Raw genomic sequence first — 23,394 nt, 5'->3', positions numbered from 1 at the left:
TCTTTATCAATCACGCGCTTGATTCAATCATACGTTTCACTTTCTTTGATGAAATTCGTCCTGATTAGCGTGATTTTTTTCCTTGTACTCTGTTGTCTGTTAATCATCCTATTTTATGTCGTAGCATTATACCAGATGAAGCATCTATAACGAATTGGAGGGTTTCAAATGCGGTTTTATGTCGGTTCAAGTTTTGCGAATATCGAAGAAGTACGGTTTATCCGTGATCAGCTGATTGCGCTCGGTCACGCCCATACATACGATTGGACACAAAACGAACGTGCCGCTTCAATCGATGCGTTACGTACGATTGGCGAAGAAGAGGTTGCTGGAATTCAAACAGCGGACTTCGTCGTCATCCTCTTACCTGGAGGAAAAGGCGCACATGTAGAGCTCGGGATCGCTCTCGGGATGAACAAATTCGTTTTCCTATACGATTTAGGCGATCAGATGATGAATATGGAGGAGACAAGTACGTTCTATCACGTCGATGCGGTACACCTTTGTGACGGAGCGTTCCGTGACCTTCCCCGCCAAATTCATCATCATCTGCAGTCCTTTACTCACGCTTAAGCAGATGCCCTTGATTCTCACGGAATCGAGCCGGGGTGCAACCTACCCATTCCGTAAAATGCTTATTCAGCTGAGCTGGACTGTTAAATCCGACTTCCTGGCTGATTGCGAGTAGAGTTAGATCCGAATAGCGTAGGAGCGACTTCGCCCGAATTAGGCGTTGTCTCGTGATGTATTGATACGGCGTCTGACCGATTCGCTCTCGAAATCTCCGAATGAACTGATATTTGCTTTGATGAACGATTCGACTCAATTCCTCGATTCGAAGCTCTGTATGATATGAATCATGAATGACACGCAACACAGGAGCGAACATGTCTTCATCCTCTAAGGAAGTGTCTATGAGGTGATGTTGAATGAATGTCATGACATCAACTGTTGAATCAATCCCTAAAAACCATCGACTTGACCACTCCCCTAACAACTTTCTTGTCGACATGACCGCCACGGGAGGAAACGTTGGATTCAACTTGTTTTCAAACCCGTTCAAGCGGCTCGCTGCGAACCGAAAGCTCACGTAAGTCGTTTCAGTCGAATCAGCGAACAGTCGAAATGACTGATTCGGTTGAATCACAATCGATTCGCTGTCTTGAAGACGATATTCGAACGCATCCACCCCAATTCCGATTTTCCCTTCTAATACGAGCACCCAGACGATGTCTTCTAAGCTCTCTTCTCTCTCAGTCGTCCAATCCTCATTAGACGACATGTAGCGAATGGTGATGTCAGGCAGTGTAAATAATTGTTCCATATATCCCTCCAAATTATTGCACCAAAATCGAGCAACATACTGCACGATGATTCACTTCAAATCACGCATACTATTCATAACAGTCAAGTGGCCACTTCACTGACCTTATGAAAAGATGGTGATTTCATATGTTTCAATCGCTTCATCCCAACCTAAAAGTAAGACTTGGCTTGAATTTTTTTCAAAAGCTGACACAAACCGCTATATTTCCTTTTTTGACGATTTATTTTGTTCGACAGTTCGGTGCAACTGAAACCGGACCGCTCATCGTCATGACGATGATTGCCTCATTCATCACGAGCCTCTATGGTGGTCTTCTGTCCGATCGATATGGAAGAAAGCGCGTTCTCTTCATCGGAGAAATGCTACGATTCGTGTGTTATATAGGAATGACAATCGCAGGTTCGCATATTGTTGGCAGTGCTATGTTGTTATTTGTCTTCTTCTTTTTAAGTAATCTTCTGAGTAGTGCCATCACGCCAGCAAACGAAGCCATCTTAATCGACGATAGCCGACCCGAGCAGCGGAAATACTTATATACACTCAGTTACTGGCTAATGAACGGGTCCATTGTAGTTGGTAGTTTGCTCGGAGGTTTTTTCTTCGAACAACATCTCTTCTCACTATTGATGGCGGCTACTGTCATCTCATTCGGTTGTATTTGGATCATTTTCTTTAGACTTGAAGACCTCTATGAACCGTTACCACTAAAAGAACAGAAGACCACTAGTGTATGGGAAAGTTACCGAACGGTCATGAAGAACCATCTCTTTTTAAAATACCTTATCGCAGGTATTTTGACGTTGTCGTTAGAGTTGCAACTGACGCATTATCTCGCGATTCACTTTGCTGAAACGTTACAAGCTGTTCCGTTCTTTCATTTCTCACTAGATGGGACGAAAATCCTCGGATTACTTCGAGCGGAAAATACGATTCTCGTATTATTGCTCGGTCTGGTCATGATGCGTTGGACCAGATCACTCTCTGAACGCGCGCTACTTTACACAGGGGTTACGCTGTTCAGTCTCGGATTCGCTATGTTGCCAATTTCCAATAGCTTTTCGATCTTAGTGCTCGGTACGGCTTGTTTCACGTTCGGAGAACTGCTGTATGTCCCCATCCATCAAGCCATGCTTGCTCGAATCGTAGAAGACCACCTCCGTAGTCAATACTTGGCCGTGAACGGTCTCCGCTACAGAGGTGCGCTTCTCATTGGTGCTATCAGCGTCTCGGCCTATGATGTCGTTTCACCCAGATGGATGGCCGTGACGTATATTGGATTTGGCATATTCGCAATCTTCTTCTATCGTTCAATTTTAAAACAACTGATTGAATTACCGATTATAGTTAAAAACCAAGCCTTCTAATAATATGAACAATCATCCTTGAATCAATCGATTTCATTCAGTTGCGTCATGAGCTGTTCGATCTCAGCTTTTAAGAACTCAGTCAACTCGACCAATTCTTCCTCAGATGGAAACAAGGATACGCCGGCCACATGATACGTTTTAGGGATCGAAGCAGTACCACCTAATGCTAATGCGTTTTTATATTTGTTCAGAGTGCCGTCTGGATGTTGCCGATACTGCATATACATGCGAAGTGCGGCAATCTGAGCAAGCGCATATTCTATGTAATAGAAAGGTGTTTCAAAAAGATGAATCACGCGCAGCCATTGTTTTCCTTTTAAATCACTCACATCGTTCCAATCAATCAAATCAGTCTCATATTGATCGACTAAGCGTTCGAAGATTTCATCAAATGTATCCACGTTCTTTTCTGCATCATATAGATTATGTTGAAACTGATCCACGATGAAAACACTTGGTAAAAATTCGATCATCAACCGAAACTGTTCTAGTTTAGCTTGAATGAAAGCTCGTTCATCTGAAAAGATTTTCGTCCAATGGTCCAACGAAAACAATTCTAGTGACATAGCTGCGAATTCGCCGACTTCAAACGAAATAGTCTGTGCTTCGAAAAATAGGTGTTGCTGTGAAAGATCATGGTGGATGGCGTGACCCATTTCATGTAATAAAACAATGTAGTCATCAAATCCACCAAAACGATTCATAAAAATGAAAGAGGATTTTGAGTCGGGTAAAGATTCACAAAATCCACCTCCCGCTTTATTCGGTCGAGGTGATAGATCGAGATGGCCCTTCGCACGCATGTCAAAAAACAGTTTTCCAAAGTAAGGATCGAGTTCATTCAAGATTCGTTCCGTTCCAACGATTAAATCATTCAGCGAAACGGATAGATTGTGGTGATCCGAAAAAGGGGAAATCAATGAATCCCATGGCGAAAGTCTCGACTTCTTCAACCTCTTTGTCTGTCGTTGCTGAAACGAACGGCGAAGTGGCTCAAAATGTTTACTGACTTGATTCGCAAATCGCATACAATCGTCGACGTCATAATCTAAACGTCCTAGCTTCATGAAAGCTAGTTCGCGATAGCTCATAACATTTAATCGTTGCGCCTGCTGTTCCCGATTTTGAATAAGACTTTTCAAGCATTCAGTGATGTCATCTTCTTTTGAAACATACGCTTTGTACATATGCGTAAAAGCCTGTTTACGGATGGATTCGTCAGCATCGTATAGGTCTCCTTGAAGTTCCGCAATCGACTTAGAATCATCTGTCGGGTCAGTCAATTGACCGATTGTTTGCAAATATCTCTGTATGAGTTGATCCTCTTCAATCAATAATTCAACATTCTCTTCATGATAAAGATTCATCCGATTTCGCATGAGGCGAGTGACGTGATGCTCATCCTCTATAGACTGTAAGGTAATTCGTGAAACATGTCTTTTCAGCTCATTGAGTGCAGGTTTTATAACGATATGAACATGATGTTGTCTTTGATTGGCTTCTTCGCAATCGCTGTGTCGCTGAACGTCAATATAGCTCTTCGTGACGTATTCATCATATTTCCCAATCAATGCTGAATGTTTCGACATGAAGCCATCTAACTCATTGGAATCAATTTTATGAACAGTCGCAAGTACTTGGTTCGTCTCTTTTATTTCTTTAAAGTTGATCAACACTGCACCTCGATTCTTAGTTAACTTTCTATATTATGGTTATAACTGAAATTTTTGTTTCCAATATTTTCACAATATGCTATTCTTACAAAAATGATCTGACAAACGCGATGAAGAGAAGAGTACATCCATGAATCTTTCGTAGAGAGCCCCGTCCGGTGAAAAGGGGTAAAGAGGATGGATCGAAACAAGACTCCGAGCAGCGCTATGGAACTCATCTCGAGGGATATGGCGACGGGCACTCCCGTTATAGAGTTGAGGTATCGTCCGACTCGTTCGGCAGTACCGAACAAGGTTCGTACGGTGACGTGCGGACGAACAGGGGTGGCACCACGATGAGAATCTCGTCCCCAAGACTTCGTTCTTGGGGGTGGGATTTTTTTGCGTTGCGAAAGTGATTAAAAACACAAGGAGTGATTGACTTGAACTCGTTTCGAAAAACCTCTACGCTGCTGCTCGTCAGTGTCGGAATCTCAAATCTCGGTGCCTGGGTATACTTTATCGCGCTCAACCTGATCGTCCTCGAGATGACGGGGTCTCCATTCGCCGTCTCGATTCTCTATGTACTAGTCCCGCTCGCTTCAATCACAGCGAACCTATGGTCAGGTAGCCTGATTGATCGGGTCGATACGAGACGATTGATGATGTTGCTAGATGTCCTGCGCGCATGTCTCGTATTCAGCTTAGGCTGGATCGATTCTTTGTGGCTCATCTATGGAGTCGTTTTCATCCTGAATTTGATGAGTTCATTGTTCGAATCATCGAGCCTGGTCTACATGACGCAACTCGTACCTGCCTCGAACCGACAAAAGTTCAATGCGATGAAAAATTTTGTGCAGTCATCCGGTTTTATTTTAGGTCCGACGATTGCGGGATTACTCTTTCTAGTCGGGAGCCCGTCATTTGCGATTTTTGTGAACGCCTTCGCACTCATCGTCTCGGTAGGCATGCTGCTTCTCCTTCCGTCTCATCTTCGAACAGATGCGTCTGTTGAACCATTCTCTGTTCGAATGATTATGGAAGATTGGAAGGTCGTCATCCGTTTCGCTTCGAATGCCAGATATGTGACGCTCATTTATGGATTATTCTGCGTCACGACGATCTTCATGTCTGGACTTGACTCGTTGGAAGCGTCATTCGCGACCCAAGTCCTACACTTGTCTGAGAGCCGATATGGGTTTCTCGTCAGTATCGCTGGAATTGGGATTATCGTTGGGTCACTCATCAATTCAAGATGGAGTCACCGTCTTTCTTTATCGTTTTGTATCGGATTCGGGGGTATCATGACACCAGTCGGCTATCTCCTATTCGCAGGTTCATCCTCGTTCACGATGGCTTCCATCGGATTTTTCATTCTGACGTTCGCGCTTGCCTTTGCCAATACCGGTTTTTTGTCATTCTATCAACACCATGTCCCGGTCGAAATCATGGGTCGGTTCTCGGGTGTCATCAGTGTGGCAGAGTCGCTACTCGTCATCGTTCTCACATTCGGGATCGGACTCCTTGCCGAATTGGTCGGGATTCGTCCGGTCTATCTCGCATTCTCAATTGTTTTCTTCTTAATCGGTTGTTTCACGTTGTACGTCATTCGTGACCGTTCGAAACGGGAGTATTTCACTCACGATTCAATTGAAGAAGCTTCTTAATTCATAGATCGGTCGTTTAAATGCGACTGGCTCGTTCGATTCGATGTATAGCCTCGATGATAATGTCTGGTCGTTGTAAGTGAATTTGGTGTCCTGCATTTTCCGCGATGATGAGTTCAGATTGATTCGATAAACTCAATTGTTGATGGATGAGTTCATGCCATGTTTCCTCTAGTAAGCGAATTTCTGACTCAGGCACCCCTCCATTTATCCCTTCCTGAATCATCGCTTCATGGTCTCTGCCGATGACAATTAACGGAATCGATGAAAATGTGCCCATTTGTTTGATGATCGCGGCGTCATCACGCCAGAACGATTCTTCTTCCAACATCGTTTTATACAATTGAGGAGATTGATAAAATCGTTTAAGACGTGCACGTGCATCTGATGATAAGCCTTGTTGCTCGAGTGAAAATTCTGGTTGATGAAGACGCTCTAATTCTTCTTTTGTTAGATTTGAATAAGAACGACACATCGTCCGCCAATCTTCATCGGAATATTGACGATCCATCACCGGAGTTTCTATGTCATCTAATATAGAAAAATCATGGGAAGTGGAATCGACGAGTACGACTCCTCCTACTCTATTCGGAAAAACTTTAGCCATGTGTTGCGCGCACAAACCACCGTAAGAATGACCGACTACTAGAATCGGTTGATGTAGCTGAAGGGCGTTCAATAATTCAGTACATTCCAAAATGTGAGATGATATTCGACTCGAATAATCGTTCATCTCACTCTCACCATAACCGGGGCGATGATAAAGTAATACTTGATACGACTCACTTAATTGCTCGGAAAGAGAAACCCACTCTTCGAATGAACCTCCCATACCTGTCATGACCACGATCAGGCGTTCCCCGGAACCGAATAAACGATATTCAACATCATACCCATTGACTTCAATCATTCTATTCATTTAAGCCACCTTCGAATCAATTCGAGATCCTCTGGAAACGCATGGTCTAATCGTTCTAACTCATGAAGCGACCACCAATTGACTTCCTCTATATCCGAATCAATCCTAGCGGTCTCGACCCGCTCTTCACACTTTGCCAAGAAATAATGTGTCTCGACTTGATAGTTCGACATGATAGCTTGTTTGATGTGTAGTCGTTGATTAACAGAAATGCGATAACCCGTTTCTTCTAACACTTCGCGCTGACAACACTGTTCCAGAGTTTCTCCGTCTTCTAGACCACCTGATGGCAAACTCCATCGTTGAACATCACGGTTCTTTACGAGGAGAATTTCCCTTTTTTTGTTGATGCACAAAGCAGCTGATCCAATCCATTGTTTCATCCATTCGTACCTCTCTTATTTACAAGTTGACCAAGTAATTGATAATCGAATGAGTGCTCAATCGCATCAATCACACCGTGCAGAATTTCGTCATGCGTCAACCAACGAAAGTTCTCACCATCCTGCTTCGCACCTAATTGAACTTGTCGGTATGTTTGATGTTCGCTTATGTTCAAAGCCTTCTTCTCATGTTCAGGATTCGCCTGACTCCCTAAAATATGTAGAACATCTGCGTGCAAAGAATGATTCAATATGAGTTGCATCGCCTTCCCGGAGTCCTTGTGCACCCACGCGATGACTTGTTTAAATGGTCCGTGTCGCTTGATTGATTCTTGAAGCCCTTTTGATAGGTCCTCTTCGTTACGATAATCGACAACTAGCGGATGACACGTTTCAGGGGTTTGTCGAACGACTTTTGCCATTCTTTCCGGGTCTCGCCCGATAACAGTGACAAGATGTTCGCTTGCCAAACAAGATGTGACTTCAGCTAACATTCCGGTACCACCGACAATTAAGATATGTTTTAGATTCATGTCATCACCTCATTTCCATTATACACCAATAAATGAATTCGCTTTCGGTAAAGAAGCGTTCTGAAACATTCGCGTTTTTTCAAAAATATCCCGTTATTCATTTGAAGAATCACTTATAATGAATCAAGTGTCCGAATCGGTTTGAACCATCACTATTTCGGAAAATGGATAATAGTGTTACTATTACAATTTATTTCTTTTAGGGAGGAGGAGACGAGATGCGGCATTGGTCTGCCATGTCACTTCAACTAATTGCGCTCATCGTTGGGTCGTTGACAATAAGTACTTTATTATCTTCTCTTCTGATGATGAACAATCTACCCATCTGGTGGATGATCTATATCCCTGTCCTCTACCTTTCAACACTTCTCATCCATCGGGCTTCTGGTGTCCTGATCTCGATAGGATTTGGTGTTTACTTTTTCATCATGATGTCTGGAACTCCGATTCCCTTTATTGTTCAACTACTGATTCTTCTGGTAGTAGCGATGTTGACGATTCTAGCTTACTTGCTTCAAGTCATCCTGTTCCGCTCACAATTTGCCTTGAACGTCGCAGAAGCGAGAGTCAGTCAACTGATTGCTGTCGATCCGGAGACCGGGTTTGATAATCGAAATCGATTTTTCATGGACCTTGAAGCAGAGCGGGATCGATTGATTCGAAGTGGTGGAACGTTCGTCGTCACATTCATTTCGTTGCCGCTTTTAAACGATTTCGAAAAACGATACGGATTATCCGAATATGAATGGTTTTTAGATTATTTCAGTGACGAGTTACATGAAGCAACACGACGGACCGATAAAAAATATCGGGTTGCCACAGACACGTTCGCCATCCTCTTTCCGCAAACCTCACTCGAAAAGGCACAAATTGTTCATGAACGCATCAAACCACTGTTACATGGATACTCTCGTCTTGATAGCGAACCGCTTGTGATTGATTGTTTAGACAAATCATTTGAAGTGACCTTAGAGAATTCCTTTATGAGTTTGGATGAGATTCGGATGTACTTGAGTGAAGACGAAAAAAAATGAGTTCAGAAATGGACTCATTTTCAAAATATCGGCTTTAAAAATTATTTTACCGAGCAGTGAAATCGGCATTACTTCATAAAATAGAAGTAGTGGGAATATATGTCCTTGCATACGGAGGTTATGTTGAAAAAAATTATATTTATACTTCTTTCTTTTACGGCTTGGTGGGTATTAGCAGATGAGTTGATTATACTAATTCCAACTGAAAATTATGCACTGTTGCTACTTTCAGCCCTTTTTTGGGCTCCGGTCTTTTCGGTTTGCGTTACAACTCTAAGTGTACATTACTTTAAAAGATTGAATCATCCTAAATTGTATTGGAGTATGGTGACAGTTTATTCATCTATCTCATTATGGGGAATAATAAGAACCATATATATTTTATATTTTGAATAATCTTCGAAGAACGAACTAGGAATTGTGTGAGACCTTCACTCTATCTGAGCGTGAAAAAAGAAGGACAAGTTCGAACATGTTATTTTATCGATAAGCTAAAATGAGTTCAGAATTGGACTCATTTTTTATTCGTATGAATTTTAAGTTTATGATTCTCATCGATTTCAATGACGTATTGTCGATTGATGGTCATTTGAATCGGGCTCTGTATCGACAGCTTAGGTGAAAACAGCCACACACGACCTTGTGGAACCAATAAAATGTATGTATCGCTATTCGGTGCGCCTAAAAAATTCAGGTGACGCTCATCGATTGGGTTACCGTCTCGGCGGTGGATCTCGATGTTCGCAAGTTCTTGTGCGACATGAAGCGGATTGATTGCAGTCAGGCTCATCTCGCCGATTCCAAGAAAGTCATCAGTAGAAAATACATCTGCATCACTTTCTACATTAATTGAATGTCGCGCAATCAATTCGACGACATTCTCGTCCGCATCGTAAAAATAAAGTGACGAGGCATCAATTCCTTCGAAATAAATCTCATCCTCCCCATCTTCACGTAAAAGTGAGACACGTGATTTGATCCATTCTTTCGCTTCTTTGAATCGGTTGGCCGGAATGTTGATGGCGAAATGATATTGTCGCTCTTGATTGGTCGTCGCTTCTTGAAACACCAACGCATCTTCACCTAGATTGATTCGAAAGCTCGTCGAGTCTTCTTCAATGACTGATAATCCAAGCTGATCTGTATAGAAACGTTTCATTTCACCAAGTCGGTTCGTGTAAAGCATCGTTTCTGTGATTCTCATGAAATCTTCCCTCACATTCCTCATCACTATTCTTCATCCCTTTACTTGGTCATTCGTTTGTATTTTTTATATGCTGCCGAACTCATATCCATGCCTAACAGCTCGTTACAAACGTTCCTCTGCCAAGTGTGTGGGTTGAAGCCCATCACTGACTTTGACGTTTCACCTGAATCGTCGAAAATCAAAGCCAGTTGAGCCACTCCGTTCTCTATATACGATTTGGCCAACTTCCAGTTATACTGTCTGAAATACTCACCTAAAGAAAAGAATGGTTGAACAGCCCATGGACATCGCTCAATGGCCCTGAGAAGATACTCTCGCTCCATATGACGCAGTGCTTTTGACATGCTTAGACAAATCAATGCAGAAACCTCAGCTGAAGCCTCTTCTATGCATCGATTCGCCACCTCAATGACTTTCTCGTCCATCTCGAAATCATTCCACCCTATATCATATAACGCCAAGGCAAAATAGAAGGGTTTATCTGGATGGTATGAAAAGGCTGTTCGGCAAAACGCATTCACTCGATCATAATCTTCAATCCGATCCATCCGTTCGTAACCAATCAGCAAATCCCAGCGATATGAATCGGTTGGATCAAGCAGCACATAGTCAATCAACAGCTGCTCGATATCCGGAGTATCGCGCATGAAATGTTCAAGTTCATTGAATCGTTTGTCGTGAATAAGTAACTCGATTCGCTCCAACATCTTCTGCTGAATCGAAGTGAGCGCTTGATTTCCTGAATATAAATCGAAAATCAAGGATGACTTCCATTGACTCACCCTGTTATCCTCCTTTATCCGTCACGTTCAACGAGTCGGAATATATCATCAATCCGCGACCTCGTGATGCCGTTGCGCTGCTCGACAGCGAGAGGATGATTCGTCGGTTCGAGTTCGATCAACGGACGTAGTCCGACTTCACGCATATGAACATTCGTTTTCAGATTGATAGTGTCCGGGTAAATCGGGAGATCTGTCGATAGCCAACCGAACATCGGTTCGAGGTCAACACGTGTTGGGTCTTCCCATAAATCGATGACTTTGAAAAAGTTATCCGGACTGAGTGATACCCAGACGTTCCAGATGAATGGATCCTCTTCCCCGATGACCGGAATCTCGAGACATCCATAAATGAAAAAGTGAGTTTCATCGAGGACACACACATCATCAGTCAAGACGACGCGCCTCTTCATCTCCCGTTTCGACAGCCCTTCTAAAATGGTTGGCATAATCGATCCAAAACCCACTTCACTTTCTGTCTTCGTGCCACATTTCGAGCAATTACATTCACTGTTGTGTTTTCGTTTGAAAAGGTATCTCATAAGTACTCGCTTTCTAGTTCAACTTTAAATTTGGTATGTGAAATAAAAAGATTCATTCTACACGTATTTCATTTTTAATTTAAGGATGTCACAGTTTGTTAGACGAATGTAGTAACTCTTGAATCAGTCTCTAACACTCGCGTCCTCGTATCATTTTTCGATAGAAACACCTCTTCCCCATTTTCATCGAAGCAATATGCGATGGGAATCGAAATTCCACAATTTCGATACGACCCATCTGCATGACTCGTTCCGATGATCATCGCTTTTCGTTCCATCGCAATTTTTCTCGCTTCTTCCGACCACTCCGTGAACTGTTCTTCACTAAACATTCCGACCCCGATTGGATTGAAGATGATGGATAGCTGCTCATGCGTTTTTAATCCCTCACTTCCCATAAAAATCTCCCTGCAAAGTAAATATCCGTATTCTTCCGATCCATCCGTGACATTTGATGGCATGAACAAGAGCTCATTCTCAGGTGTTTTCCGTCGCGTTAACAACGTCTCACCTTTCTTGTTTATAATGAGGACCCGATCTATATTCGTGTCATCTCGATACCCTAAAACAATCGATGTGTTAAATTTAATCGCTAAGTTACTTAGCACATCTAATTCTGTATGTGTACAATATCCCTCTGGATAGAGAATCAAGTCCACCGTAGGGTTCGACTCAATCTCTAGCTTCAGTTGCTCGAGATTTCGTTCCATCTTTGGTTGTCCAATTAGTACATTCATCATTAGTCCCCCGCTCCATTGACTACGTCTAGTATTCATATGTATGGGAGATGATTGTATGCACCTCACCATAAAGCACGAATTCAATACTTCTTCATAATACCATCGATCATCTGACTTATTCCTATTTGACTGTCACGATCACATTCCCAACTTTTTTCCCTCGGTCCACATATCGGTGTGCCTCGACAATCTCATCGAGTGGATAAACCGAATCAATGACGGGTTGCAATGCACCTGATTCGAACAGTTCATTCAAAAACATCAAATCCTCTTTTCGTTCACTCGCTGGCCCCTGCCCCGCAACAGAACGGAATGACCCGTTCTCCGCAACATGTTTTCGAGCCAATCGCTTTTCGATTTTTCCAGACGCATCAAACACCACATCATACGTACCCAATTCGCGGTCGTATCCTTCTTTCAAATAATCGATGACCACATCTGCCCCGAGTCGCTTCACGAGCTCCACGTTCCGCTCATGGCAAACTGCCGTGACATGTACGCCGAAATGTTTCGCAATCTGTACGGCAGTGGAGCCAACTGCACCTGCGCCACCATAAATCAAAACATTCTTCGCCCGTTCGATGTGTGCCTTCCGTAAAAAATGTAACGAGGTCGTCCCTCCGAACGGAAGTGCCGCCGCCTCAATAAAACTGGCATGCTCAGGCATCTTCACAACACATTTCGATTCGTTCACACAAGCGAATTCTGCATATCCGCCAAACCGCATTCCCGTGAGCGTATAGACGTTGTCTCCGACCTGAAAGTTTTTCACACTTTTGCCTGTTTCCACGACGATACCTGCCAACACGACACCAAGAATCGGTTGTCTTGGCGCCTTGAACCCCACAACCATTCGCATCGGTAGTTTTCCGAATGTCGGAACGTCTAGTGCGCGAAGACGTCGATCTCCTGAATGAACGGCCGATGCATATACTTGAATCAGTAGCTCATTGCTTTTCGGCTTCGGTCGGTCCACTTCTTGGATGACGAGCACTTCCGGACCTCCATATGCGGTACAAATCGCAGCTTTCACGTCGATTCACTCCTTTTCTGACTTGTCACTTCATTTTGTTATACACGTTCCCGCAATCATGACAGTTCAGTCGATTCGGTACATAAAAAACCGGATGACCTTCTTAGAGATCATCCGATCCATTCTTTAAAGAGACTTTCACATCGACGAGGGAAAACGGATTGTCAAGCGATGCGGCAGCTGCTTCTGATTGTGCGACGTTCATTTCGGTCACCGTCGGCTCTTGACGCCTTAGACGGAATGCCCGTTCGAGTCGACTCGTCAATACATTAAAAATAAAGATCAGCGCTGCGAGCGCGATTGCCGGGATCATGAATAGATGATTGGTCATCCATGTCATCGCTGTGAATTGTCTGAAATAGTATCCGAACATCGAAGACCATTCATAAATCGTTGGCATGACACCTTCTTGTAAGAGAACAGTCCCCCCAAAGAAGATTCCAAACAATGAAAGATGAATGAGCAACATGAGCGTCTGTACAAACTGTTGCATGAAGACGATGACAAGCGTCGGAATCAAGTGGGGCAAGAGATGTAGTCTCACACGATGCCAGACACTCCCACCGAGCGTCTCGGCAACAACCATGAACTCTTGTTGTAGCAATTGTCGAATCTCCGTGATGAGATATAGCGTGACGGCAGGAAGTCCGAGAACGACCAATACGATCAGCTCAATCTTCACTCGATCCCACAGTGGAGGTACTTGTGTCGAATCCCAAAAGATCATCGTCGACGCGAGCATCATCAATGCGAGTAAAGAGATTGGTAGAATCAAGAATCCATCGAGCAACGTTTTAAAGAAGTGATTCAATCGTGCTCCCCTGAAAGCAAGCGGTATCCCAACCAATAAACCGATCGTCATGCGTCCAAGCGCGACAATCGCACAAATCCCGACCGTCCACTTAAAACCTTCGACGAACATCTGAAATAAATCATATCCCGCATTGTCCGTCCCGAGCCATTGATATTTTGACGGTTCAAGTGGTGGTTTACCGATGAGTCTACCCTCATCCGAGTAGAGCATAAGAGTTTGATCAACGTTCCCATCACGAAATACGGTATTTCCAAAACTCATCAACAGTAGACCCGCTACGATTGCAAAGCAGAAGATAAAAATCGGGTCCCGCATTAATACGCGTCGCATCAAATCCCTCCTTTCCAAGCATTCGGAATAATCCACTCAATGAATAGGTCCAACAGAAAAATCGGGATATAGATAACAAATAAAATGACGAGTAAGATCTCCATCTGTGGATTGTAGACGGCGAATCGAAACAGCCCTTGGACGTTAAATAAATATTCGACAATGAGAAGCGTCGATAAGATGGTAATGATGTTTGAACGGAAAAAGAGGTAGAACCGATAGATGATGTTCGGCAACAAATGGTTCCAAAACAGCCCTCTCGGTCGAATCCCTTTCGCTTGAGCAAGTTCAAGGTAAGGGATGGCCTCTTGTTCATGAATATGGATGGTCAGCCATTTGATAAAGAAGAACAACGTCGTCAGTGTCAATGTAACAATCGGTAGAAATCGTATGTATTCTGCGAACCCACCAGCAACTTCGATTCGGTCAAATCCCGTTACTCTATGTATAGAAATGGCGAGAAATTGTGAAAAGATTAACCAAAATAAATCAGGAACCATCTCAAGCGTCTGGCTCGTTTGGAGCAGGACAGTACGAACCCGTTTACCGCTCCGATAATAGAAGTAGGCATACATGAGACCAAGTATAGTCGACACGGCAAGCGCCGTCGTAAAAATGATGACCGACTCTTTGACGAGCGGTCCAAGTGCAGGTAATAAAGGTAAATCTGTTTGAGCGGTGACGTTGTAGTATGTAATCTCATCAAGCTTTTGGAGTTGGTTCAGCTGTTGTTGGATGCCGTTCCAGTAACTCGTCAGACTAAAATCTGTTTGAACGACGAGCGTCGGTAGCGCACTGATCGCAATCAAGACAAAGAATGCGATGACAAGATGTGCAGATTTTCGTGCAATATAGGCCATAGTTCCGTCTCCTTTGGATGACATATCTCAATCATAAGTGTGGAAGGATGTACGTTATTCCTTCATTTTGTAAAGGGAATTATATCCAAAGACACTTTCCATTGATTCTAGCATAACTATTATGTGAATAGAAACAATTTTCAGAAATTAATATGGAGAATGATGTATGCTATGATATGTATATAGAAATATTTAGGAGGTTGAAAAGATGTGGATTGTTTTGGGACTGGCTGCGATTGGAGCCACGCTTTTGAACTTGACTGTCTTTATGATGGAGAAGGATTACAAACTACCGATGGCGATTGCGCTGTCCTTGACCGCTCTCACGCTATGCGCCGAATATAGCTTGCTCAACATTTGGGTAGAAGCTAAGGACTGGGGTGCCATAACAGATGTCGTACCCGGCATGTCACGCGCGCTTTGGTTCTTAACGATTGCCGCAATCTTTTTGAATATACTTCCGATATTTTTAGAGGGGAAGCGAAAAAGACTGATGCAATCAAAAAAGGAATCAGATTCAATTAAAAATAAGTAATTACATATAAAACATGTTCGAAGCTATATTTCTGGCTTCGAACATGTTTTTTTGACATTAGTTTTTTTGACATTAGTTTTTTAGGCATCATATATGCTTATAATCAAATCACAACTTCTATTACTCTACATCTAAATTTATAACATACACATGCTCACCAATAAATAATTGCCCATTCACGAGCAAAGCAACCTGTTCAACATTTTTTGGGATCTCATAAGTCAATAAAGCTCTTATATCCGCCGGTGCAGTTAATTGATTTTTACCATCCCATCCATCTTTTTTAAGTATCGTTACCTTTTCCACCTCATATTTGTCACCATTGCCGTCTAGTAAAGGATAATGTTGCGGCATAAATCTAAAGATGAAGTCTTCCTGACCCGGAACATCTTTTACTTTCAATGTAAGTTCTATTGGAATCGTGAGTAAGCGTGATTTAGAATTCGAAATGTTAATTTCCTTTGGTGAATCAACCGGTTTGAAGACCTGGATTTCCTCTTTTTCTTGTCTTAAGCCATCCACTTCAAAAACTTGATATGCGGCTTCCCCTCGCTCTTGAATAGCATCTTCCAAATCAGTTTCGTCTTTAGCAGGTTGCTCTTTCTTTTGATCCTCTTTAAGGTCCGCTAATTTCTCACCCGTCGTTCCCTGAACGGCTGGTCTGCTCGTATCAGTCGTTTCCAACTCTCCGCCTTCTGGTAATGCAAAGAAAAAGAGTAATATTACGGCTGCTCCGAGACCACCTCCGACGGTCCCCAAGACCCACTTGAAGCGTCTCTCAGTCTTCTTCGTGTTCACCTGTGTCCCACGCATTGCCTGATAAGGCATCACGTTGACAGCCATCTGTGCGGGAAGGAGTGCTCCGCCGAGCCCTGTCAAAATTGGGACGAGTAAAGTCGCCGTGAGGAAAAGTACTTCGGTGAGCGGGAGTGATCCATATACGTTCCAGACAAGGATTCCTGCAACTATCAGTCCGAGCATCCCTGCTATTAAGCCAAGCAGACCTCCCTCGAGTAGCACGAGTCCACGTATGTTCGAAAAGCGCCAGCCGGTCGCCTTCAGGATCGCAATCTCGCTTCTGCGCTCGTTGATGTTCTGCCACATGACCTCTGTCGTTGTCAGGACGGCAATCAGGAGCGAGACACCCATGGCGACATAGTGCATCGTTCCCACTTCCAGTGCAACGTATTCCCCAAGGAGTGAGGTGAACATGACACCTTGCAGTCGGACGGAGACGAATAAGAAGAACATGAACAGACTCGTCGGCACGGCAATCGCGAGGAGCGTCAAGATTGTTCGTTTCCACTGTGTGACGAGCTGGTTGAACGCCATCCCAATCACGCCTTCGGACCGAACGAGCCGTAATCCGCGTGTCGTCGCACCAGAACGTAGAGCCTCATATGGTTTAATCCACCGAATCATCAGCATTGGCACAAGCGAACCTAAAAGATAGATGGCTAAACCTGCGAATCCAATCAGGATCACACGTAATCCTGTTGTTCCTGTATCACCTGCGAGCAAAAATGAACCCAAAATCAACCATGCGATGAGTGCAACCACACTGCCAAGTAAGCATGCCTCCATCAAGAGGAGGCGTGAGAGTTGTCTTGGTCCCCAGCCGAGTGAAAGAAGGACCGCGAACTCTTTCTTCCGGGCATACAGCATAATCAAGTTCGACGTGAACACATACAAAATTGCGACGAGGATGACACTAGCAATGACGCCACCCATGCCCATCTTCGTCTCCTCGAAGATGGTGAACGAGGATCCCAGGCGGACCCACGGTTGTTGAACCCAGCCGAGCGCTTCTCCTTCTTTGAGGCCTGGCAGATACGTGAGCGCCATTTGCGGGGACGATCCGAGCGTGACGTCAGTGATGAGTCCCGTTTTCTCCTCAATCTCCTTCGCGATTGCTTGGAGTTTTGCCTCGCTCTCCTCGTTCAGCTCATCGACCCCGCTCACATTGACACGGATTGCTGAAATAGGTTTCTCACCAATAATGGCGGCGGCCGCCTCGAGTGTCGTCAGGACGAGAGGTGGGCGCGTCAAGAAACCACGGTCGTTATTGACCGGCAGCATCTGCTTCACCGGGTTGACCGGTTCGTCATTCGCATCGATCACCCAATCAGCCTTTGCTGGAAAATACGTTTCCATCGGCAAATCAGTGAGCGGGTCACGAGCCATATCTAGCTTTTCTGGATCAAAGAGTCCGATGTAATTTAGTTTGACTCTCGGCCAATTATCACTCGTTTCGCCATACAAAGATAAAGGACGATACATCTGTTTGTAAGGATAGATACTATCCTCGGGTACTTCGTAAGGTTGTACTTGATAGGCAAATGGCCATCGCTCATCGAATGGACTTTTGACAGTTTGATAATTGAGTGACGAAGGTTTAAAAGCGAGGAAATTAAAGGCTTGATCATCATTCTCAAAATCAAGGGTGCCATCTTTTAGAAATGTATCGACTAGCTCTTTGTGTACTTGTTTGGAGGAAATGCTTTCGATTTGATCAAGGAGCTTTCCATCTAACGTATCAAGGTACTTTTGTCCACCCGCATCTCGAATTTTCGAAGCAATTTCTCTCGTGTTCGTCGATTCAAATGGTAACTTAACTTCCTCTAAGTCAAATGCCATCGTTGAATCAACAAACGTTTTCGTACTCATGATGACAGGCATTTGAATGATTCCATTCTCCACTGTTGTCTGACCTGTCTGCTCGAAGTATCGACTAATGCCTTTCTTCTCAATCATTGCCCCATCTAACCCGACAAGCGCCGCCTCAGCTTCTGGATCAATGCCTGCTATCATAAAGTTCGAACCGAAGCCGGCTGTAAATTTCCCACCTGGCATGGCGGGGCTCAGACCATAATTAGGATCAGCATCCATCGGTTGCCACTGTCCTAGAAAATAGGTCGAATAGACGTCAGACTCGACTTTCGCACCCGAATCTGTTTGCTCCGTGAATTTGACACGATAGACAACTGGTTGATCTAGTTTAAATTCTCCGACATCTTTGAAATAGTCATATGACCCGATCATCGCAATCGGTGCCGCGACTTCGATGTCGCTGATTTGCTTGATCTGCTCATACTGCTCGAGCGTGATCCCACCCTGTAGTCCGCTCATATAGTTTGGCTCGAGGAGGTTCAACTCCTCGGTCACGCTCCGCGTGCCCGGTGGCCGAACGACGATATGGTAAGAAGACTTCCACCGTTTCTCGAGCTCAGAGACAACCGTCCCCTTGTTCAACTCCGTCAAACCTACGAGATACGACAGCCCCGTACTGACGATCAAGACACCGACGAGGAGCAGGATGAACCGTTCCTTGTTACGCCACCATGAATTCCAGATGAACTTAAGCATGGATTGTCACCCTCGTATCAATCACCTCGATGATTTCACCGTCCTTCATCCGAACCTGCACCTCGGCTCGCTCGGCAATACCCGGGTCGTGGGTCACACAGATGACGCCGCATCCCTTCTCCCGGTTCAACTCTCGTAACAGTTCAAAAATGACTTCACCCGTCTCGGAATCAAGGTTTCCGGTCGGTTCGTCCGCGAGTAGCCATTCCGGCTCATGGATGAGCGCGCGTGCGACTGCGACGCGCTGTTGCTGTCCACCTGATAACTGTGACGGGAGAGCATCTACCTTGTCGCTCAACCCAACCCGATTCAACAGAGCGAGTGCGCGTTCTTTCGGATCATAGTCGACTTTACGACCGAATAGCGGTGCCATCACATTCTCAACTGCGGTCAGAGTCGGGATGAGATGAAACTGTTGGAAAATGAATCCGACTTTTTCGAATCGGAAGTCAGCTAACTCTTTAGCTTTCAGTTTATTCAAGAGTTGATCATTGTAATACAGTTCACCGCTCGATGGAGCGTCTAACGTTCCAAGTAAACTCAACAACGTCGACTTACCCGAACCTGAAGGACCGATGATGGATATGAAATCTCCACTTTTAAACGTCAAAGTAACATCTGATAACGCATTTGTTTCGACCCCTTCACCGGAAAACGTTCGAGTCATTTGATTACACACGAATGTACCCATTACTTCCCTCCTCATTTCATATGCAGAACATATATATATTTCTAATATACATAATATTTGGAATTTAGATACCTTTTTTTTGTAAATTAGGTTTATTTTCCTTGAAACCGCAAACAAAAAACTTGTACTGAATTCATTCAGTACAAGTCACTTGTATCCTATTCCTATTCAGTCGAAAACAATAGTTCGCCGTCCATAGATCTCAACTCATAATCGATCCCGCTTTGAAACTGCTTCGTCATCGTCGCGCGACATGTAAACACATGTCCTGGACCATATGCAACGTCCGGAATTTCCTTGAAGCCGTATGACCGCTCACCGAACCATAGCGTCACGTTCGATGAACCCTTCGATGATCGGTCATCGACGACATAACATTCTCCCGTCTCGACGATGTAATTCGTCGTCATACGGTCGTACGTCTCCATGCCTGCCATCCCAAGTACAAGAACAGAGCAAAAAATCGCGAGAAAAGCTTGTCCTAGTTTTGCTCGATTCCGAGTCTTTCTCCACTCTCTCCAATAGATGACAAGAGATCCTAGACACAATAATCCAATCAACCAATAAAATATAATTTCCAACAACCCAATCACCTCATTCTGTAATACGACTTTCTTCAAAAAAAGGATTCGTGATCCCTCAAAAAAACTCGACATACGTCGAGTTAAGTCGTTTCATACTCCAGCTTTCGCTTTTGCCAAGCGACAAGCAGGATGCTGATGATGACGAGCAGGAACCATGAGGACAGTTTTCCTAAATCCACAATGGCCCAACCGTTCAACTGGTCCGGATACGCCCAGCCGTTGTAAAAGGTCACAATATTCTCAGCGAGCCAGATGAAGCAGGCGATCAAGAAGAACGAAAGCACGACCGGCATCTTGAATCGCCGGTCATCCAGCCTGTACGAGACAATCGAGCGGCCAAACGCCAAAAAGATAAGTGCGATCAATAGCCACCGAAGGTCTAACCACACATGGTGCCAAAAAAAGTTGAAGTAAATCGCAATGCCAAGTCCAAAGGCGATGATCGGGTTAGGCATTTGAGTGAACTGTAAATCGAGACGACGCCACGCCTGAACGACATAACTTCCGACGCTCGCATACATAAATCCGGCATAGAGTGGGACGCCCCACACTTTTGTGAACGCCTCATCCGGATAGCTCCAAGACCCCATCTGCACTTTGAATAGTTCAAGACCAAGACCGATGACATGGAACCAGCTGATGACTTTCACTTCTTCGATTGTTTCGAGTCCTGTTTTCACGAGGATCACCTGGACGAACAAACACCAGATGAGTAAGACGTCATAACGGGGAATCGGCAACTCCACAATTTTTGTGACGGCGAGCGCTCCGAAGATGGCGACCGGGAATATACAACTGAGTGCTTGTTCATAGGCGAAAATAAAGAGATAGCGGATACGTCCCATCGATTCGTCCTACCTTTCTATATATTCGTACAAGAAGGAAGATTCCCCATCATAAAAACGTGGGTCAAATACACCGAGCCGTTCTTCATTCGCCACGATGACGACGAACGGCGACCATTTCGTCAAAGTGAGTGCCTCTTGATTCGCTTCAAACAATGGTTCAAGACTCGTCATTTCGGCACTCGTCAATTCGTATCGCAAGTTCGCTTCTTGATATATCGAATCTTGAAAGAGCGATACGTTTTCGTCAGTCTTCGTGATCACCGTGAACTGAGTCGGGACAAATGAAGCCGAGAGCGTCACTTCGTCATATTCCTTTGAATAAGACTGATATAAATAGGCGCCTTGCGCACTTTGAATCGCGACATAAAGAACGAGGGCAGCCCATGCATACCGATACGTCGTATACCGCACTTCTTGTTTGCGGGCGACGAGCCAGGCGACTAAGAAGATTCCCCAATAGACAAAATCGACAATCGGGATTACACCGAATGTAACTCTCACGTCCGAAATCGGTTCAAAATACCCTGTCCCCCACGCATTGAACAAGTCGGATGTATTGTGGATGAACACAGACAATAAAGCCCACCAAAAATAGCGGATGTCCGTCACTCCAAAGAGGAGACGAACGAGTATGTAGATGAGTAGTGCAAAGAGCGGGACGAGAAAGATTGAGTGTGTGATGCCCCGATGCCACATCTGATACATCCCTTCCGTGTCCCATAGTCTTGAAATCACATCACTGTCCGGGATTTGGCTCCCGACGAGCGTCGTGACGAACAAGGCCCTTTTTTCATGTTGTTGTAAATCGCGTTTATCGGCTGCACCATATAGCGTCAAACCGAATAACGTATGTGTAATCGTATCCACTTTCTACCTCCATAGCGAAAGAGACATCTCCCAATAATGGACGATGTCTCTTCATCTTAGTTCTCTTTATCCATTTTCATGGCGCGTCTTGCGACGATCGTTACGAAAATGACAGCGACAATCGGAATGATCAATGGCATCCAATTCAACATCCGCCTGTCCCCCTTCATTAAGTGTCGCAAGCAGTATAGCACATCTGATTACTCGATGGATGAATGAATGCTTGTATTCTCATAAGTAGTTGCCATCTTCTCGATCGTCGCCTTCATATGATCGCGAAGCGTGAGCGGTTCGACCACTTCTACTTGTGCCCCTAAAGAGAGCAACCAGTAAATGAATCCGTCCGATACGGCCGCATCAAAACGGATGAGGAATCGTTCGCCATGCTCGGACACGGAGACGTCTTCCCCCAACTTATCGAAGATGACCGGGAGAACGCGTTCGTCGACCGATAAAACGATTTGCTCATCTAAGCCGTTGTACATATTGAATGATTTTTGGTAATAATCATCTGGAAGATGATGTTTCGGACGAATTGTGCCGTCTTCCACAATCTCGGAGTTGACGATTCGGTCGACCCGATAGTTCCGAACCTCTCCGATCGATTCATCGATGCCAATCAAGTAATATTGTTCGTGATTCCAATGCAAGTCGATCGGATTGATGACGTATCGTTCTCCGTCACGGCGGAGCGGGAACGTCCGCTTTGTCACGTCGAATCCGATGACATCCGTATATTGGAATGAGATGGCTTTTCGTTCATGGATCGCGCGCTGAATGCGGTCGATGTGATACGGAATCTGTCCGTGTTTTTTCTTCGGTGTCTTAATGATCGATTGTAGCGTTTTCGCCTCAGGATTGCTCGTCAACATTTGAAGCTTTTCAACGATTTCTTCGGTTACGTCTTCTGAGATGAATTTGGCTGCGACAATCGCATCGACCATCATCCGAAGTTCATGAATCTCGAATAAACGAGCAGAGTGCCAATATTTTTTGGCGAGACCATTCTTCTCCAATTCATCCTGCACTTCAAACCCCGAATTATTCAGTGCCTGGATATCGTCTTTCACCGATTTTTTTGCTAACTTAGAAGTATCTCCAATCGTTGACAAGTATTCGAGCAAATCTTCTAGCGTCTTAGGATTTGCCTCGTCCGTGTAACGTTCGAAAAAACGTCGAACTTCAAGTAACCGCTCTCGGTTATTCACGGTTCTATCCCCTTTCATTTCTATATCTATAATATGTATAAACAGACATTATCATTTTATTTCCACGAAATAAAGGTATTTTCCATTACAAAACGTTTAAGGAGG

Annotated in this window: 23 protein-coding genes and 1 other annotated feature; of the genes, 5 read left to right on the top strand and 18 right to left on the bottom strand. The window is 44.4% G+C overall.

All coding sequences use genetic code 11. From position 1 onward, the window contains the following. Positions 1-168: 168 nt before the first annotated feature. Entirely contained in the window at positions 169-573 is a 405-nt protein-coding gene (locus tag KNO91_RS08670) for a nucleoside 2-deoxyribosyltransferase (protein ID WP_214795061.1), read from the top strand. Here the strand turns inward: KNO91_RS08670 and KNO91_RS08665 are convergent. Further along, the gene (locus KNO91_RS08665; protein WP_214817545.1) at positions 560-1,324 is read right to left on the bottom strand and encodes a helix-turn-helix domain-containing protein; all 765 of its coding nucleotides are present in this window, start codon (positions 1,322-1,324) and stop codon (positions 560-562) included. The genes KNO91_RS08670 and KNO91_RS08665 overlap by 14 nt on opposite strands. A 128-nt stretch (positions 1,325-1,452) precedes the next feature. Here KNO91_RS08665 and KNO91_RS08660 point away from each other — a divergent pair, with 128 nt between their 5' ends. Then, complete coding sequence (locus KNO91_RS08660) at positions 1,453-2,691, top strand: MFS transporter (protein WP_256441824.1); 1,239 nt, start codon at positions 1,453-1,455, stop codon at positions 2,689-2,691. A 23-nt stretch (positions 2,692-2,714) separates the two neighbouring features. Here the strand turns inward: KNO91_RS08660 and KNO91_RS08655 are convergent, their stop codons facing one another. After that, on the bottom strand, positions 2,715-4,367 hold the full coding sequence (locus tag KNO91_RS08655) for a M3 family metallopeptidase (RefSeq protein ID WP_214817540.1): 1,653 nt from the start codon (positions 4,365-4,367) through the stop codon (positions 2,715-2,717). 101 nt (positions 4,368-4,468) lie between these two features. Beyond that, positions 4,469-4,722: a binding site (T-box leader), on the top strand. Positions 4,723-4,789: 67 nt separating this feature from the next. Here KNO91_RS08655 and KNO91_RS08650 point away from each other — a divergent pair. Then, a complete protein-coding gene (locus KNO91_RS08650) occupies positions 4,790-6,013 on the top strand; it encodes an MFS transporter (RefSeq protein WP_214788186.1) in 1,224 nt (407 codons plus the stop codon). A 16-nt stretch (positions 6,014-6,029) separates the two neighbouring features. Here KNO91_RS08650 and KNO91_RS08645 read toward each other — a convergent pair whose 3' ends face one another. Genes KNO91_RS08645 through KNO91_RS08635 form a run of 3 tightly spaced genes read right to left on the bottom strand, consistent with a single transcriptional unit; the run spans position 6,030 to position 7,848 of the window. Beyond that, on the bottom strand, positions 6,030-6,932 hold the full coding sequence (locus KNO91_RS08645) for an alpha/beta fold hydrolase (protein WP_214795064.1): 903 nt from the start codon (positions 6,930-6,932) through the stop codon (positions 6,030-6,032). Beyond that, positions 6,929-7,315 carry an NUDIX hydrolase gene (locus tag KNO91_RS08640; protein ID WP_214795066.1) on the bottom strand — a complete coding sequence of 129 codons (387 nt, stop codon included), beginning with the start codon at positions 7,313-7,315 and terminating at the stop codon, positions 6,929-6,931. The genes KNO91_RS08645 and KNO91_RS08640 overlap by 4 nt, the downstream gene beginning before the upstream one ends. After that, the gene (locus KNO91_RS08635) at positions 7,312-7,848 is read right to left on the bottom strand and encodes a Rossmann-fold NAD(P)-binding domain-containing protein (protein WP_214817537.1); all 537 of its coding nucleotides are present in this window, start codon (positions 7,846-7,848) and stop codon (positions 7,312-7,314) included. The genes KNO91_RS08640 and KNO91_RS08635 overlap by 4 nt, the downstream gene beginning before the upstream one ends. A gap of 218 nt (positions 7,849-8,066) precedes the next feature. Here KNO91_RS08635 and KNO91_RS08630 point away from each other — a divergent pair, with 218 nt between their 5' ends. Beyond that, positions 8,067-8,882 carry a diguanylate cyclase domain-containing protein gene (locus KNO91_RS08630; protein ID WP_214817535.1) on the top strand — a complete coding sequence of 272 codons (816 nt, stop codon included), beginning with the start codon at positions 8,067-8,069 and terminating at the stop codon, positions 8,880-8,882. 514 nt (positions 8,883-9,396) lie between these two features. Here the strand turns inward: KNO91_RS08630 and KNO91_RS08625 are convergent. From KNO91_RS08625 to KNO91_RS08595, 7 genes are all read right to left on the bottom strand, one after another. Next, positions 9,397-10,086 (bottom strand): glyoxalase, encoded by a 690-nt coding sequence (locus KNO91_RS08625; protein WP_214817533.1) that lies wholly within the window; start codon positions 10,084-10,086, stop codon positions 9,397-9,399. A gap of 41 nt (positions 10,087-10,127) precedes the next feature. Further along, complete coding sequence (locus tag KNO91_RS08620) at positions 10,128-10,871, bottom strand: hypothetical protein (RefSeq protein ID WP_214817530.1); 744 nt, start codon at positions 10,869-10,871, stop codon at positions 10,128-10,130. A 14-nt stretch (positions 10,872-10,885) separates the two neighbouring features. Next, positions 10,886-11,413 (bottom strand): DUF2199 domain-containing protein, encoded by a 528-nt coding sequence (locus KNO91_RS08615; RefSeq protein WP_214817526.1) that lies wholly within the window; start codon positions 11,411-11,413, stop codon positions 10,886-10,888. Between the two features lie 98 nt (positions 11,414-11,511). Then, positions 11,512-12,150 (bottom strand): hypothetical protein, encoded by a 639-nt coding sequence (locus KNO91_RS08610; RefSeq protein WP_214817523.1) that lies wholly within the window; start codon positions 12,148-12,150, stop codon positions 11,512-11,514. Between the two features lie 124 nt (positions 12,151-12,274). Further along, on the bottom strand, positions 12,275-13,186 hold the full coding sequence (locus tag KNO91_RS08605) for an NAD(P)-dependent alcohol dehydrogenase (protein ID WP_214817520.1): 912 nt from the start codon (positions 13,184-13,186) through the stop codon (positions 12,275-12,277). A 103-nt stretch (positions 13,187-13,289) separates the two neighbouring features. After that, entirely contained in the window at positions 13,290-14,330 is a 1,041-nt protein-coding gene (locus KNO91_RS08600) for an ABC transporter permease (RefSeq protein ID WP_214795084.1), read from the bottom strand. Further along, positions 14,330-15,190, bottom strand: coding sequence for an ABC transporter permease subunit (locus tag KNO91_RS08595; RefSeq protein WP_214795086.1), 861 nt, complete (start codon positions 15,188-15,190; stop codon positions 14,330-14,332). The genes KNO91_RS08600 and KNO91_RS08595 overlap by 1 nt, the downstream gene beginning before the upstream one ends. A 208-nt stretch (positions 15,191-15,398) precedes the next feature. Here KNO91_RS08595 and KNO91_RS08590 point away from each other — a divergent pair, with 208 nt between their 5' ends. Beyond that, on the top strand, positions 15,399-15,725 hold the full coding sequence (locus tag KNO91_RS08590; RefSeq protein WP_214817517.1) for a hypothetical protein: 327 nt from the start codon (positions 15,399-15,401) through the stop codon (positions 15,723-15,725). A 120-nt stretch (positions 15,726-15,845) separates the two neighbouring features. Here the strand turns inward: KNO91_RS08590 and KNO91_RS08585 are convergent, their stop codons facing one another. The 6 genes from KNO91_RS08585 to KNO91_RS08560 all read right to left on the bottom strand — a co-directional run bounded on the left by KNO91_RS08585 (position 15,846) and on the right by KNO91_RS08560 (position 23,289). Continuing rightward, complete coding sequence (locus KNO91_RS08585; protein ID WP_214817514.1) at positions 15,846-19,091, bottom strand: ABC transporter permease; 3,246 nt, start codon at positions 19,089-19,091, stop codon at positions 15,846-15,848. Continuing rightward, positions 19,084-19,782, bottom strand: coding sequence for an ABC transporter ATP-binding protein (locus KNO91_RS08580; RefSeq protein ID WP_251126599.1), 699 nt, complete (start codon positions 19,780-19,782; stop codon positions 19,084-19,086). The genes KNO91_RS08585 and KNO91_RS08580 overlap by 8 nt, the downstream gene beginning before the upstream one ends. A 164-nt stretch (positions 19,783-19,946) precedes the next feature. Then, positions 19,947-20,210 carry a hypothetical protein gene (locus KNO91_RS08575; RefSeq protein WP_214788220.1) on the bottom strand — a complete coding sequence of 88 codons (264 nt, stop codon included), beginning with the start codon at positions 20,208-20,210 and terminating at the stop codon, positions 19,947-19,949. Between the two features lie 236 nt (positions 20,211-20,446). After that, complete coding sequence (locus KNO91_RS08570; protein ID WP_214795094.1) at positions 20,447-21,211, bottom strand: DUF817 domain-containing protein; 765 nt, start codon at positions 21,209-21,211, stop codon at positions 20,447-20,449. A 9-nt stretch (positions 21,212-21,220) separates the two neighbouring features. Continuing rightward, a complete protein-coding gene (locus tag KNO91_RS08565; RefSeq protein ID WP_214817511.1) occupies positions 21,221-22,081 on the bottom strand; it encodes a metal-dependent hydrolase in 861 nt (286 codons plus the stop codon). Positions 22,082-22,281: 200 nt separating this feature from the next. Further along, a complete protein-coding gene (locus tag KNO91_RS08560; RefSeq protein WP_214795098.1) occupies positions 22,282-23,289 on the bottom strand; it encodes a helix-turn-helix transcriptional regulator in 1,008 nt (335 codons plus the stop codon). Positions 23,290-23,394: the final 105 nt, after the last annotated feature.

It is taken from the genome of Exiguobacterium sp. s59, from assembly GCF_018617475.1.
Lineage (GTDB): Bacteria > Bacillota > Bacilli > Exiguobacteriales > Exiguobacteriaceae > Exiguobacterium > Exiguobacterium aestuarii.
The sequence above is the reverse complement of the archived record's forward strand: the minus strand, read 5'-3'. Positions and strand labels throughout refer to the sequence as shown.

What these genes read in the sequence shown, in the direction of transcription:
- KNO91_RS08670 (WP_214795061.1), top strand. Translation starts at nt 169, where the DNA reads ATGCGGTTTTATGTCGGTTCAAGTTTTGCGAATATCGAAGAAGTACGG.
- KNO91_RS08665 (WP_214817545.1), bottom strand. Translation starts at nt 1,324, where the DNA reads ATGGAACAATTATTTACACTGCCTGACATCACCATTCGCTACATGTCG.
- KNO91_RS08660 (WP_256441824.1), top strand. Translation starts at nt 1,453, where the DNA reads ATGTTTCAATCGCTTCATCCCAACCTAAAAGTAAGACTTGGCTTGAAT.
- KNO91_RS08645 (WP_214795064.1), bottom strand. Translation starts at nt 6,932, where the DNA reads ATGAATAGAATGATTGAAGTCAATGGGTATGATGTTGAATATCGTTTA.
- KNO91_RS08640 (WP_214795066.1), bottom strand. Translation starts at nt 7,315, where the DNA reads ATGAAACAATGGATTGGATCAGCTGCTTTGTGCATCAACAAAAAAAGG.
- KNO91_RS08635 (WP_214817537.1), bottom strand. Translation starts at nt 7,848, where the DNA reads ATGAATCTAAAACATATCTTAATTGTCGGTGGTACCGGAATGTTAGCT.
- KNO91_RS08630 (WP_214817535.1), top strand. Translation starts at nt 8,067, where the DNA reads ATGCGGCATTGGTCTGCCATGTCACTTCAACTAATTGCGCTCATCGTT.
- KNO91_RS08625 (WP_214817533.1), bottom strand. Translation starts at nt 10,086, where the DNA reads ATGAGAATCACAGAAACGATGCTTTACACGAACCGACTTGGTGAAATG.
- KNO91_RS08615 (WP_214817526.1), bottom strand. Translation starts at nt 11,413, where the DNA reads ATGAGATACCTTTTCAAACGAAAACACAACAGTGAATGTAATTGCTCG.
- KNO91_RS08610 (WP_214817523.1), bottom strand. Translation starts at nt 12,150, where the DNA reads ATGAATGTACTAATTGGACAACCAAAGATGGAACGAAATCTCGAGCAA.
- KNO91_RS08600 (WP_214795084.1), bottom strand. Translation starts at nt 14,330, where the DNA reads ATGCGACGCGTATTAATGCGGGACCCGATTTTTATCTTCTGCTTTGCA.
- KNO91_RS08595 (WP_214795086.1), bottom strand. Translation starts at nt 15,190, where the DNA reads ATGGCCTATATTGCACGAAAATCTGCACATCTTGTCATCGCATTCTTT.
- KNO91_RS08590 (WP_214817517.1), top strand. Translation starts at nt 15,399, where the DNA reads ATGTGGATTGTTTTGGGACTGGCTGCGATTGGAGCCACGCTTTTGAAC.
- KNO91_RS08585 (WP_214817514.1), bottom strand. Translation starts at nt 19,091, where the DNA reads ATGCTTAAGTTCATCTGGAATTCATGGTGGCGTAACAAGGAACGGTTC.
- KNO91_RS08580 (WP_251126599.1), bottom strand. Translation starts at nt 19,782, where the DNA reads ATGGGTACATTCGTGTGTAATCAAATGACTCGAACGTTTTCCGGTGAA.
- KNO91_RS08575 (WP_214788220.1), bottom strand. Translation starts at nt 20,210, where the DNA reads ATGGAGACGTACGACCGTATGACGACGAATTACATCGTCGAGACGGGA.
- KNO91_RS08570 (WP_214795094.1), bottom strand. Translation starts at nt 21,211, where the DNA reads ATGGGACGTATCCGCTATCTCTTTATTTTCGCCTATGAACAAGCACTC.